The organism is Novosphingobium sp. 9 (genome assembly GCF_025340265.1).
In the GTDB taxonomy this organism is placed as follows: domain Bacteria; phylum Pseudomonadota; class Alphaproteobacteria; order Sphingomonadales; family Sphingomonadaceae; genus Novosphingobium.
The window spans coordinates 1,109,264-1,122,250 of record NZ_CP022707.1; the positions used below are offsets into that span (position 1 = coordinate 1,109,264).

Consider the following 12,987-nt stretch of genomic DNA (forward strand, 5'->3'; position numbering starts at 1 on the left):
AACGTCATCGTCCCGCCGTTTCATCCTCAGGCAAGACAATTCGATGAGCACAGAAAGTTTCTGCGACGAACTGACCGCCCTGCTGCCGCGCCTGCGGCGGTTTGCGCGCGGCCTTACCCGCGATGCGGCGGACGCGGACGATCTGTGCCAGCAGACGATCGAGCGTGCGTTGCGCGCCTGCCACCAGTGGCAGGAGGGCACGCGCCTCGATGCTTGGGTATACAGGATCATGCGGAACCAATGGATCGATGAGGCCCGCGCCAGAGGGCGCCGCGCGCAGACTTTCGTGGACGAGAGCGAAGGGCTGGCCGTGGGCACCTCGGGCACGCCCGAGGCGGAAGTGCGGGTGGAGATGAACAATGTCGACCGCGCGCTCGACCGGCTGCCTGCGGAACAGCGCGAGGCGGTGCTGCTGGTGATGGTCGAAGGCTTTGCCTATCGCGAGGCAGCAGAAATCCTCGGCGTGCCGCAGGGAACATTGACCTCGCGGCTGGGGCGCGGGCGCGAGGCGCTGTTGCGCGAACTGGGAGAAGTGACATGAGCGTGAGCGACAACGACCTGGCGGCCTTCGCCGACGGCGAACTGGCGCCCGACGAGGCGGAACGCGTACGCGCCGCGCTCGCCGCCGATCCCGCGCTGGCGCAACGGCTGGAGGCACAACGCAAGCTTCGCGCGATGCTGGGCGCCCATCTCGATCCGGTACTGGAAGAGCCGGTGCCGCCTGTCTGGACAGCGATGATCGAGAAGGCACGCGCGTCGAAGGGGGAGGTCGCTGCCGAACCGGAAGCCGAAGCGGCGCCGGTGATCGACTTTGCTGCGGCCAAGGCGCAGCGGGAAGCCTTGCCGTTGACGCCACCGCGCACCGCATGGCTGTGGCGGGCCGGGCCGGCGATCGCCGCCTCGCTGGTGCTGGGCCTGTTCCTGGGCACGCAACTGGTGCCGCGCGGGCAAGTGGTCGAGCGGGGTGGGCAACTGTTCGCGGCGGGGGCGCTCAAGCGCGGGCTCGATACGCAGCTCGCCTCTGCACAAGCGGACGGCGGGGTGCGTATCCTCACCAGCTTCCGGCGCGGCGACGGCGATTTCTGCCGCGTCTACGAGGCTTCCGCGAGCGCGGGCCTCGCCTGCCACGATCAGGGGCACTGGGTGCTCGAACGCACGACCGGGCGTGAGAGCGGCGAAACCGGCGAATACCGGCAGGCGGGCTCTGCCGAGGCCGATCTGATGACGGCGGCGCAGGACATGGCGAAAGGCGATCCGCTTGACGCCACGGCAGAGCAGCAGGCCCGCGCATCGGGTTGGGAAAAGTAGTCCATTAAGTGCGCGCATTTTTGCAATGCGCTGTGCCAATCATTGCGTTTGATCGCGCAGGGGTGTGGAGGCAACCTGTCCCCAGCATGCAACCGATGTTACCCTCTCTCCCTGCCCGGTCGACCGTCGGAGGGGACTTCTCGCAAGTCTCCTGCGCGGTCGATCCGGGGTTTCTCCTCAGAGAGGTTCGGGCATGACAAATCCGGCCAGCCCACTTCCAAATACCACGGTATCCGCTGCCGCTTCGGCGCCGTTTCGCATCGCCCGCACGCGTGAGGAAATCCTGAGTGCCGCCGCCGCGCGCGGTCTCGCCATTCCGGTCGAATGCCTTGAGGGCGTGGAGGCGAACATGGCGCTGCTGGCATCGCATGCCGCCCGCCTTGCAGATGACGGGAGCCGTGTGGCGTGACCTTCAAGGCAAGGCAGATCGCCAGCGCGGTTCGCGCCGGGCGGCTCAGCGCGCGCGAAGTCGTGGAAGGATGTCTTGAGCAGCTCCACGCCGGAACTGATGATCCACTCCGCGCCATAACGCGGGTGCTGGCCGAACGGGCGCTGGCCGAAGCCGATGCCGTCGACGTTCTGGTGGCCGAGGGGCGCGATCCGGGCCCGCTGGCGGGTGTGCCTTATGGCGTGAAGGACCTGTTAGACGTGGCGGGCCTTCCCACCACCGCAGGATCGCGCATTCATGCTGGGGCGTCACCCGCGCGCGCCGATGCCGAGGCGGTGCGGCGGATGCAGGCGGCGGGCGCGGTGCTGGTCGCCACGCTCAACATGGACGAATTCGCCTACGGCTTTGCGACCATCAACGCGCTGCACGGCACCACGCGCAACCCGCATGACCCGGCGCGCCTTGCGGGCGGTTCCTCCGGCGGTTCGGCGGCGGTCGTGGCGGCGGGGCTGATGCCGCTGGCGCTGGGCTCGGACACCAACGGATCGGTGCGCGTGCCTGCCAGTCTGACCGGGCTCTATGGCCTAAAGCCCAGCCACGGAGACCTGCCGCTGGCGGGCGTGTTTCCGTTTGCCGAAAGCTTCGATGACGTAGGCCCCTTTGCGCGCGATGCAGGCGATATGGCGACGGTTTGGGAAGTGCTCTCGCAGCGTTCCGCCCCGCAAGATCAGGCACCGCTGCGCATCGCCCGGCTGGGTGGCCGCTTCCGCGAGAATGCCGATCCCGATCAGCTGGCAGTGATCGACGCGGTGGCCTCGGGCGCACCGCTGGTGGAGCTGCCCGATGTCGCGGTGGCGCGCTCCGCCGCTTTCGTCATCACGGCCTACGAGGGCGGGCGTCTACACGAGGCGGACCTTGCGCGCGATGCCATGGCCTTCGATCCGCAGACCCGCGATCGCCTGCTGGCAGGCGCGCTGCTGCCCGACGAACTCTACCGGCGCGCGCAGGACTATCGCGCGCAATACCGCGCCCGGATCGAGGCAGTGATGGCCGACTGGGACGTGCTGCTGGCCCCTGCCACGCCGTGCGCGGCGCCGACGATCGCCGATCCGCGCATCCTCGTCGATGGCGAGATGGTGGCAGCGCGCGCCAATCTGGGCCTGCACACGCAGCCGATCAGCTTTACCGGATTGCCATCGCTGGCCGTGCCGCTCTACCGTCCGGGCAGGTTGCCGCTGGGGCTGCAACTGGTCGGCGCGCCGCTGGGCGAACCGGCGCTGCTGCGCTTCGCGGTGGAGCTGGAATCGCAAGGGGTTATCGGGGTGACTGCACCGCGTCATGCGGTGGGTGTCGAGGTTTGACGGGGACGGGTTACGGTATGAGCGGGGTCGAGATGGAACGGGAGGCGCTTGATACGCCCTCCGGTGAAATGCACGCGCCGAAAGGTGCGCTGGAGCGGCGCTTTGCCCTCTCCGCAAGAGGCACCAGCGCGCGCACCGAAGTGCTGGCGGGGATCACCACCTTCCTGACGATGTCCTACATCGTGCTGGTGAATCCGGCGATCCTGGGCACGGCAGGAATGCCGGTCGCCTCGGTGGCGGCGGCGACGTGCTTTGCCGCCGCCTTCGCCTCGATCCTGATGGGCCTTGTCGCCAACACCCCGCTGGCGCTGGCGCCGGGCATGGGCCTCAACGCCTATTTCGCCTTCACCGTGGTCCAGCAGATGCATGTGCCCTGGCCGGTGGCGCTGGGCTGCGTGCTGATCTCGGGCGTCGCTTTCCTGGTACTGACGGTCACGGGCATCCGCCAGATGATCGTCGCCTCCATCCCGCCCTATTTGTTCGCAGCCGTGGCGGGCGGCATCGGTCTGTTCATCGGCTTCATCGGTTTGAAGGATGCCGGGATCGTCGTCGCCAATCCGGCGACGTTCGTGGCGCTGGGCGATCTCAAGACGCCGGGACCGGCGCTCGCGCTGTTCGGACTGGTGCTGATCGGCGCGCTTTCGGTGTGGAACGTGCGCGGCGCCATGCTGATCGGCATCGTCGCGACCACGCTGGTCGGCTGGCTGACCGGGCAGGTCGCGCTCCATGCCGAGCCCTACAGCCTTTCGGCGCTGACGGGCACGCTGTTCAAGCTGGACCTTGGCGGCGTGTTCGGGCTGACCGGCAGCCACGGCCTTGGCCTGCTCGAAATCCTCTTCGTGTTCCTGTTCGTCGACCTGTTCGACAATATCGGCACGCTGGTCGCCGTGACCAAGCGGGCCGGGCTGATGACCGCTGCTGGCAAGATCCCCGGCCTCAACCGCATCCTCATCACCGATGCGGTATCGACCATCGTCGGCTCGATGGCGGGCACCAGCACGGTGACGAGCTATGTCGAGAGCGCGGCGGGCGTGCAGGCGGGCGGGCGCACCGGCCTTACCGCCGTCGTCACCGGCCTGCTGTTCCTCGCGACGATGTTCGTGGCGCCTTATGCGCAGTTGATCCCGCTGGCGGCGACCGCGCCCGCGCTGATCATCGTGGGCGGGCTGATGCTGCTGCCGCTGACCGAAGTCGAGTGGGAAGACCCGCTGAGCGCAATCCCTGCGTTCCTGACGGTGGCAATGATCCCGCTGACCTTCTCGATCGCCAACGGCCTCGCGTTCGGGATCACCGCGCATGCGCTGCTCAAGCTGGTGCGCGGACAGCTCAAGACCTCCGACTGGTTCCTGTGTCTTCTGGCGGCGCTGTTCGTCGCCCGCTTCGTCTGGATGGGAGCCGCCTGATGCGCGCCTTGATTGCCTCGCTTTTTCTTGCTGCGACGACGCCCGCTTCTCTGGCTCACGCTGCGCCGGTGGCGGCCCATAGCGGCAAGCTCGACACCACGCCACGCACGCTGGTGATGACCGCGTTCGACCCGGAGTGGAACGCGCTCGCCCCCGCGATCCGGGCGCCGCATGCCTACAGCGTCAACGGCATGACCTTCCTTGCGGGCACGCTGGAGGGTAAGCCGGTGCTGCTGATGCGCAGCGGCGTCAGCGTCGTCAACGCGGCGATGAACACCCAGCTCGCGCTCGACCGCTTTACCGTGAAGCGCATCGTGTTTTCGGGGATCGCGGGCGGCGTCGATCCGCACCTGTCGATCGGCGATGTGATCGTGCCGGACGACTGGGGCAGTATCTGGAGGTCTCGTTCGCCCGCAAGGACGGTACGGGCTGGCGCCCGCCCGAAGCGGTGGACCCCGCAGCGCCTGCCAACTGGCAGTTCATGTTCCCGCGCGGGGTGCGCGTGGGCAATGCCGCCGAGGCGCCGAAGACGCATTACACCATCGCCATGGACCCGGCGCTGCTGGCGCTGGCCCGCAAGGTCGCGCCTACCGTCCACATGACCCGCTGTGTCGATGGCGCCGCCAACGCTCGCGCAGACAGTGCGCTGTGCCTGCCGCACGATCCGCAGGTCGTGGTCGGCGGGACCGGGGTGACGGCGGGGGTCTATGCCGACAACGCGCAGTTCCGCGAATATCTCTACACCGCCTGGCACGCCCGCGTGCTCGATATGGAGAGCGCTTCGGTGGCGCAGGTCGCCTATGCCAATGCCGTGCCTGCGATCGTGTTCCGCTCGCTCTCCGATCTCGCCGGGGGCGATGCGGACCGCAACATGGAGAACACGTTCGAGCACCTCGCCTCGGCCAATTCTGCCAAGGTCGTGCGCGCTTTCGTGGCAGCTCTGCCGAACTGATCGAAACGGATAAGACAATGAACCTGAGCACCGTCACCGCCGCCAACGGCATCGTTACCGCGCCGCATGCGCTCGCCGCGAAGGCCGGTCGCGATGTGCTGGCAGACGGCGGCAATGCGGTCGAGGCCTGCGTTGCCGTCGCGGCGACGCTGGCGGTGGTCTATCCGCATATGACCGCGATCGGCGGCGACGGCTTCTGGCTGATCCGGGAGCCTGATGGCGCCGTTCACGCGATCCACGGCGTCGGCGGCGCGGCGGCGCGTGCGGATCTGTCGCTCTACGCCGGGCTGGACAGCGTGCCGTTCCGGGGACCGCTGGCGGCGAACACGGTGGCGGGCACGATCTCGGCGTGGGAAGCGGCGCTGGAGACGGGGGGCGGCGCCCTGCCGCTCGACCGTCTGCTGCGCGATGCGATTGCCTATGCCGAGGCGGGCGTGCCGGTGACGGCGGGCGGCGCGGCCATCGCCGAGGGTAAGGGCGGCGAACTGCGCGGCCTGCCGGGTGCCTATGCGGCGACATTCGAGCCGGAGGGGCATCCGCTGCGCGAAGGCGATACCTTACGCCTGCCCGCGCTCGCGGCCACCTTGCGGCTGCTGGGCGAAGAAGGCCTCGACAGCTTCTATCGCGGGCCGCTGGCCGCCGACATTGCGGCCGATCTGGCGGAGCTGGGCTCTCCGGTTTCCGCTGCCGATCTTGCCGCGCACCGGGCGACGCGTCCCGATCCGCTGTCGGTAGGCATCTCGGGCGCGCGGCTGTGGAACACCGCGCCGCCGACGCAAGGGTTTGCCTCGCTGCTGATCCTTGCGCTGTTCGACCGCCTGCAGGCCGCAGCGCCCGATGGCTTCGATCACGTCCACGGTCTGGTCGAGGCGACCAAGCAGGCCTTCCTGCTGCGGGACCGGCATGTCGGAGATCTCGATTACACGACGTTCGACTTTCAGGGTCTGCTTAACGATCCGGCGGCGCTCGATGCCATGGCGGCGCAGATAGATCCGGCGCGCGCGCTGGCATGGCCGCAGCCGCCGCAGTGGGGCGATACCTGCTGGTTCGCCGCCGCCGACGCAGACGGGCGCGTGGTCTCGTGCATCCAGTCGACCTATTTCGAGTTCGGATCGGGCCTCGTGTTGCCGCGCACCGGGATCACCTGGCAGAACCGGGGTGCTTCGTTCCGGCTGGCGGAGAGCGGCTGGAACGCGCTGAAGCCGGGGCGCAAGCCCTTCCACACGCTCAACCCCGCGCTGGCGACGTTCGACGATGGCCGCGTCATGGCCTATGGTACGATGGGTGGTGAGGGCCAGCCGCAGACGCAGGCGGCGCTGTTCAGCCGCTATGCGCGTTTCGGTGTCGATCTGCAGGCGGCGATTTCCGCGCCGCGCTGGCTGCTGGGGCGGACCTGGGGCGATGTGACGACCTCGCTCAAGCTGGAGGACGGCTTCGACGAGGGGCTCTACACCGCGCTGGCCGAAGCCGGACACGACGTCGAGCGCGTCGGCGGTCTGACCGCGACGATGGGCCATGCGGGCGCGGTCGTGCGACTGCCGGACGGCAGCTTCGAGGGAGCGACCGATCCGCGCAGCGATGGCGAGGCAGCGGGATGGTAGACGCGCTCCCCCTCGGTGGCGCCCGCGCCGTCGCGCGTTGCGATGCGCTGAAAGTCGCGCCCTATTCGGACATGGAAGGCGGGCTGTTCCGCGCCTATCTGACGCCCGCCTATGCCGCGGCGCAGGATGCTCTCGCGGGGTGGATGGCCGAGGCAGGGATGACCGTGCGGCGCGATCCGGCGGCCAATCTGGTGGGGCGCTATCAGGGCGCAACCCCGGATGCGCCCGCGCTGATGATCGCCAGCCACCTCGATTCGGTGCGCGACGGTGGGGCTTACGATGGGCCGCTCGGCATCATGCTGGGCATCGAGGCGGTCACGGCGCTGCATGCCAAGGGGCGGCGCCTGCCCTTCGCCATCGAGGTCTATGCCTTCGGGGACGAGGAAGGCTCGCGCTTTCCCGCCGCGATGCTTACCAGCCGGGCGGTCGCGGGCACGCTGGAGCCCGAGGCGCTCGATCTGGCGGACAACGCGGGCGTATCGCTGGCCGAGGCGGGTGTCGATCTGATCGATTACCTCTCCGCCAAGCGCTCGCCGCGCGAGATTTTCGCCTATCTCGAAACGCATATCGAACAGGGCCCGGTGCTGGAGGCGGCAGGGCTTGCCGTGGGCACCGTCACCGGGATCGCCGCGCAACTGCGCTATGGCGTGAGCGTGAAAGGCATGGCCGGGCACGCGGGCACCACCGCGATGCCGCTGCGCCGCGATGCCATGGCGGGCGCCGCCGAGATGGTGCTGGCCGCCGAGCGGATCGCCCGCGCCGATGCGTCCGATCTTGTCGCCACGGTGGGCAAGCTGGAAACGCTGCCGGGCGCGGCCAACGTGATCGCGGGCGAAGTGCGCTTCACGCTCGACGTGCGTTCGGGGGATGCGGCGCGGCGCGACCGGGCCGCGCTCGACATTCTCGCCGCGTTCGAGCGGGTCGCGTCGGATCGCGGCCTGACGCTCGATGTCTCGCTGATCCACGACCTTGCCCCAGTCCCTGCGCCCCGGCGCTGATGGACCTGATGGACGCGGCGCTGGCCGATGTCGGGCAGCCGGTGTTCCGGCTTGTCTCGGGCGCAGGCCACGATGCCATGAACATGGCCGCGCTGTGCCCCACTGCGATGCTGTTCGTGCGCTGCCGGGGCGGGGTGAGCCACAATCCTGCCGAACATGTCGAGCCTGCCGATGCGGATATCGCGCTTCAGGTCATGCTCGGCTTTATCGACCGCCTTGGAGCGACGTATCATGCCTGACCTCGATCCCCAGCTCTTCGGCGAGATCGACCCGCCCAGCGCCTGCTGATGGGGCCGGGGCCGGTCAATGCCCACCCGCGCGTGCTGCGCGCGATGAGCGCGGACCTGCTCGGCCAGTTCGATCCCGAGATGACCGGCTACATGGAGCAGGTCATGGCGCTCTACCGGCCGATCTTCGGGACGCAGAACCGCTGGACGATGCTGGTCGACGGCACCGCGCGCGCCGGGATCGAGGCGGCGCTCGTCAGCCTTGTCGCGCCGGGCGATACTGTGCTGGTGGTCAACTTCGGGCGCTTCGGCCTGCTGCTGACAGAGATACTCCAGCGCATCGGCGCCAGGATCGAGACGGTGGAAGCGCCGTGGGGCGAGACGGTGCCGATGGACGCCATCGCCGAGGCGATCCACCGCACCGCGCCGCATGTCGTCGCGACGATCCACGGCGATACCTCGACGACGATGGCGCAGCCGCTCGAAGGTTTCGGCGCACTGTGCCGGGCGGCGGGCGCGCTGAGCTATGTCGATGCCACTGCCACTATTGGCGGCATGGAACTGGCGGCGGACCGCTGGGATGTCGATGTCGTCACCGGGGGCTGCAGAAGTGCCTCGGCGGCCCGTCCGGCTCGGCGCCGATTACGATCTCCGAGGCAGCGGCAGAGCACATCTTTGCGCGCCGTCATGTCGAGGCGGGTATCCGCATGCCGGGCCTTACCGACGGGGCGGGGCCGCGCATCGGCTCGAACTACTTCGACCTCGCGATGATCATGGACTACTGGTCAGAGAAGCGCCTCAATCACCACACCGAGGCGACCTCGATGCTCTATGCTGCGCGCGAATGTGCCCGCGTGGCGCTGGGCGAGGGGCTGGCGGCGCGCTATGCCCGCCATGCCAGCGCGGGCAGGGCGATGACGGCGGGGTTGCGCGCGATGGGCCTGACCGTGTTCGGCACCGATGCCACGCGCATGACCAACGTCACCGGCGTCCATATTCCCGAGGGGCTCGACGGCGAGGCGGTGCGCCGCGCCATGCGCGAGCTGTTCGAGATCGAGATCGGCACTGCATTCGGGCCGTTGCAGGGCAAGATCTGGCGGATCGGCGCGATGGGTTACAACGCGATGCGCCACAAGGTGCTGGCGACGCTCGCCGCGCTGGAGGCGTGCCTGACGATGAACGGCGTGACCGTGCCGCTGGGCGAGGCGGTGCCTGCCGCCATTGCCGCATGGGAGCGCGAGGCATGATCGAGCGCGATCTTGTCGGCTACGGCCAGACGCCGCCCGATCCACGCTGGCCGAACGGCGCGCGGGTGGCGGTGCAGTTCGTCGTCAATTACGAGGAGGGCGCGGAGAATTCCGTCCTCAACGGCGACAAGGGTTCCGAGGCGTTCCTGTCCGAGATGGTCGGCGCGGGTAGCCACCCCGACCGGGCGATGGCGATGGAAAGCCTCTATGAATACGGCAGCCGCGCCGGGTTCTGGCGCCTGCATCGGCTGTTCACCGAACGCGGCCTTCCCGTGACGGTGTTCGGCGTCGCCAAGGCGCTGGCGATGAACCCGGAAGCGGTCGCGGCGATGCAGGCGGCGGACTGGGAGATTGCCAGCCACGGTCTTCGCTGGATCGACTATCAGTATGTGCCCGAGGACGAGGAGCGCGCGCATATCGCCGCCGCCATCGCCCTGCACGAGAAGGTGACGGGTGCGCGTCCGCTCGGCTGGTATCAGGGGCGGACCTCGCCCAACACCGCAAGGCTCGTCGCCGAGGAGGGCGGGTTCCTCTACGATGCCGACAGCTATGCCGACGATCTGCCCTACTGGGACCGGCGCCATGCCGCGGCAAATGGCGGGAAGGCCCAACTGGTGGTGCCCTACACGCTCGACGTCAACGACATGAAGATCGTCGCGCTCAACGGCTTTACAGAGGGCGAGCAGTTCTTCCGCTACTTGCGCGACACCTTCGACCAGCTTTGCGAGGAGGGCGGGCGGATGATGTCGGTCGGCCTCCACGCGCGCATCGCGGGGCGTCCCGGTCGGGCGCGTGCGCTCGCGCGGTTCCTCGATCACGTCCTGAACAGCGGCGAGGCATGGGTCGCCCGCCGCATCGATATCGCCCGCCACTGGATGGAGGTACACCCGGCATGACCATCAACGATCCCGTTCTTCTGGAAGAAGTCACCGCCGCCTTCATGGAATACGAGCGCGCGTTGATGGAGGATGATATCCCGGCGATGGACGCGCTGTTCCACGAGGCGCCGACCACCAACCGCTATGGCGTGGGCGAAGTGCTCTATGGCATCGAGGAAATCCGCGAGTTCCGCAAAGGGCGCGGAGGCTCGCCGCAGCGCAAGCTCGGCAAGGTCTCGATCGTCGTCTACGGCGAGACTTGCGCGACGGCGGATGCCGAGTTCTTCCGCGAGAACAGCGAGCGGCGCGGCCGCCAGACGCAGACATGGGTGAAGTTCGCGGAGGGCTGGAAGGTCGTCTCGGCCCATGTCAGCCTGGAGGGGAGCACCCACTGATGGCGCTGTCGCACGCCGCCCTGTTCGAGCACAGCCCGTGGGTGGAAGTGCGCGCCGATGCCGCGCCGTCTTCGGGCGACCGCTGGGCGGACCTGATGGCGGTGGTCGAGGGGGCGAGCGCGGACGAGCAACTCGCGCTGATCCGCGCCCATCCCGAGCTGGCGGGCAAGGCGGCGATGGACAGGACGCTCACCGATGCCAGCGCGGCGGAGCAGGCCAGTGCCGGGCTGGACCGGCTGACGCCCGACGAGTTCGCGCGCTTTCATGAGCTGAACGCCGCCTATCGCGCGCGCTTCGACATGCCTTTCATCATCTGCGTGCGGCTGACCGACAAGGCGGGCATCCTTGCCGCGATGGACGCGCGCCTTGCCCATACCCGCGAGGCCGAGATCGCCACTGCGCTCGACGAGATCGGCAAGATCGTGCGCCTGCGTCTTGAGGACATGCCATGAGCGAGACCCCTGTCAGCGGCCCGATCGGGCTTCCCACGCTGGAAGCGCAACTCGCGCGCCAGCTTGCGCTTATAGGTCACGGCGGCGAGGACTGGACGCGGCCGCGCACGCATCCCGAAGGGCACGTCTACGATGTCGTCATCGTCGGCGGCGGGCAGAGTGGCCTCGCCGCCGCCTTCGGCCTGCTGCGCGAGCGGGTGTCGAACATCCTCGTCATCGACGAGGGCGCCGAGGGCTTCGAGGGGCCATGGGAGACCTATGCCCGCATGGTCACGCTGCGCACGCCCAAGGGGCTGACGCCGATGGACTTCGGCGTCCCCGCGCTGACCGTGCAGGCCTGGTACGAAGCGCAGCACGGCGCGCAAGGGTGGGAGGCGCTCGACAAGATTCCGCGCGGGCGTTGGATGGACTATCTGCGCTGGTATCGCCGCGTGCTGGCGCTGCCGGTGCGCAACGATACCAAGCTTTCGCGGATCGAGCCGCTGGCCGCCGAAGGTCTCCACCGCCTGCACATCGAAGGCGCTGCGCCGCTGCTGGCACGCAAGGTCGTGCTGGCAACCGGCATCCAGGGTGGTGGCGAGTGGTTCACGCCCGACTTCATCCGCGAGGCCCTGCCGCGCGAGGTCTATGCCCACACCAGCGAGCCGATCGATTTCGCGAGCATGGCGGGCAAGCGCATCGGCCTGCTCGGCGGCGGCGCCTCGGCGTTCGACAATGCCAACATGGCGCTGTCGCTGGGCGTCGGCGCGGTCGAGGTGTTCATGCGGCGCAAGGCCCTGCCGCGCGTCAACCCGATCCGCTTCATGGAGCGGGTGGGCTTCACCGCGCGCTATCCCGCGCTGTCCGATGCCGAAAAGCACCGGGTGATCGGCAGTTTCCTCGGCCATAACCAGCCGCCGACCAACGACACCTTCCAGCGCGCGGCATCATGGCCGGGCTTTGCGCTGCATCTGGGCGCGCCGTGGCTGAGCGTTGCTTACGAGAACGACGAAGTCGTGGTGACGACGCCGCAGGGGCAGCACCGTTTCGATTTCGTGGTGCTCTCCACCGGCCTCGTCAGTGATCCGAAACTGCGTCCCGAACTGGCAGACGTGGCCGATGCCGTCGCCTGCTGGCGCGATCGCTACACGCCGCCTGCCGGGCAGGAGAACGCGCTGATCGACGCGCATCCCTACCTCGGCCCCGGCTTCGAGCTGACCGCGTGCCATGCCGCCGATGCCCCGCGCCTGCACGGTCTGTTCGCGTTCAACTATTCCGCGCTCGTCAGCCTGGGCCTCTCCGCCTCGGCGCTGTCGGGCATGAAGACCGCGCTGCCCCGGCTGATCCGCGCGATCGCCGACCAGCTGTTCCTTGACGATCGCGAGGCGCTGATCGAGGAGTTCGTCGCTTATGACGAGGTGGAGTTCCTGGGCGAATGGCCTGCTCCGGTGGAAGGCGTGACAGCATGACCAGTCTTTCCACCCACGTTCTCGACACCATGCACGGCGGCCCGGCGCAGGGCGTCGCGGTCCGGCTGGAAAGCGCGGACGGGGTGCTGCTCCATGCCGGGCAGACCAATGCCGATGGGCGCTGCCCCGATCTGCCCGCTACCGCGCCGGGGCGTTACCGGCTGGGCTTTGCGGTGGCGGACTACTTCCGCGCGCGCGGCGTCGATCTGCCCGAAGTGCCGTTCCTAGACGTGGTGCACATCGATTTCGGGGTCGCGCAAGAGGGCGGGCACTATCACGTGCCCCTGCTCGTTTCCCCTTACGCCTATTCGACCTATCGCGGGAGCTGA

Annotated in this window: 11 protein-coding genes and 3 pseudogenes; all 14 read left to right on the forward strand. The window is 68.6% G+C overall.

Annotated elements, in window-relative coordinates:
* Positions 1-43 precede the first annotated feature (43 nt).
* Positions 44-541 carry an RNA polymerase sigma factor gene (locus CI805_RS05590; RefSeq protein WP_260927002.1) on the forward strand — a complete coding sequence of 166 codons (498 nt, stop codon included), beginning with the start codon at positions 44-46 and terminating at the stop codon, positions 539-541.
* Positions 538-1,308 (forward strand): hypothetical protein, encoded by a 771-nt coding sequence (locus CI805_RS05595; RefSeq protein ID WP_260927003.1) that lies wholly within the window; start codon positions 538-540, stop codon positions 1,306-1,308. Before CI805_RS05590 ends, CI805_RS05595 begins: the two co-directional genes overlap by 4 nt.
* 193 nt (positions 1,309-1,501) lie before the next feature.
* Positions 1,502-1,717 carry a hypothetical protein gene (locus CI805_RS05600; RefSeq protein WP_260927005.1) on the forward strand — a complete coding sequence of 72 codons (216 nt, stop codon included), beginning with the start codon at positions 1,502-1,504 and terminating at the stop codon, positions 1,715-1,717.
* Positions 1,714-3,057, forward strand: a complete 1,344-nt coding sequence (locus CI805_RS05605; RefSeq protein ID WP_260927007.1) for an AtzE family amidohydrolase — start codon at positions 1,714-1,716, stop codon at positions 3,055-3,057. The genes CI805_RS05600 and CI805_RS05605 overlap by 4 nt, the downstream gene beginning before the upstream one ends.
* 68 nt (positions 3,058-3,125) lie before the next feature.
* Positions 3,126-4,460, forward strand: coding sequence for an NCS2 family permease (locus CI805_RS05610; protein ID WP_260927009.1), 1,335 nt, complete (start codon positions 3,126-3,128; stop codon positions 4,458-4,460).
* Positions 4,460-5,412, forward strand: a pseudogene (locus tag CI805_RS05615) (5'-methylthioadenosine/S-adenosylhomocysteine nucleosidase). The gene CI805_RS05610 and the pseudogene CI805_RS05615 overlap by 1 nt, the downstream one beginning before the upstream one ends.
* Before the next feature lie 17 nt (positions 5,413-5,429).
* Positions 5,430-7,013: a gamma-glutamyltransferase family protein gene (locus tag CI805_RS05620; RefSeq protein WP_260927011.1), complete on the forward strand. Its 1,584-nt coding sequence runs from the start codon at positions 5,430-5,432 to the stop codon at positions 7,011-7,013.
* Positions 7,007-8,250: pseudogene (locus CI805_RS05625) on the forward strand (allantoate amidohydrolase). The gene CI805_RS05620 and the pseudogene CI805_RS05625 overlap by 7 nt, the downstream one beginning before the upstream one ends.
* Positions 8,243-9,485: pseudogene (locus tag CI805_RS05630) on the forward strand (pyridoxal-phosphate-dependent aminotransferase family protein). Before CI805_RS05625 ends, CI805_RS05630 begins: the two co-directional pseudogenes overlap by 8 nt.
* Complete coding sequence (gene puuE / locus CI805_RS05635; RefSeq protein ID WP_260927834.1) at positions 9,485-10,381, forward strand: allantoinase PuuE; 897 nt, start codon at positions 9,485-9,487, stop codon at positions 10,379-10,381. The pseudogene CI805_RS05630 and the gene puuE overlap by 1 nt, the downstream one beginning before the upstream one ends.
* Positions 10,378-10,758: an oxalurate catabolism protein HpxZ gene (gene hpxZ / locus CI805_RS05640; protein WP_260927012.1), complete on the forward strand. Its 381-nt coding sequence runs from the start codon at positions 10,378-10,380 to the stop codon at positions 10,756-10,758. The genes puuE and hpxZ overlap by 4 nt, the downstream gene beginning before the upstream one ends.
* Positions 10,758-11,210 carry a 2-oxo-4-hydroxy-4-carboxy-5-ureidoimidazoline decarboxylase gene (gene uraD / locus CI805_RS05645; protein WP_260927015.1) on the forward strand — a complete coding sequence of 151 codons (453 nt, stop codon included), beginning with the start codon at positions 10,758-10,760 and terminating at the stop codon, positions 11,208-11,210. Before hpxZ ends, uraD begins: the two co-directional genes overlap by 1 nt.
* Entirely contained in the window at positions 11,207-12,658 is a 1,452-nt protein-coding gene (locus tag CI805_RS05650) for an FAD/NAD(P)-binding protein (protein ID WP_260927017.1), read from the forward strand. Before uraD ends, CI805_RS05650 begins: the two co-directional genes overlap by 4 nt.
* Positions 12,655-12,987, forward strand: coding sequence for a hydroxyisourate hydrolase (gene uraH / locus CI805_RS05655; protein WP_260927018.1), 333 nt, complete (start codon positions 12,655-12,657; stop codon positions 12,985-12,987). Before CI805_RS05650 ends, uraH begins: the two co-directional genes overlap by 4 nt.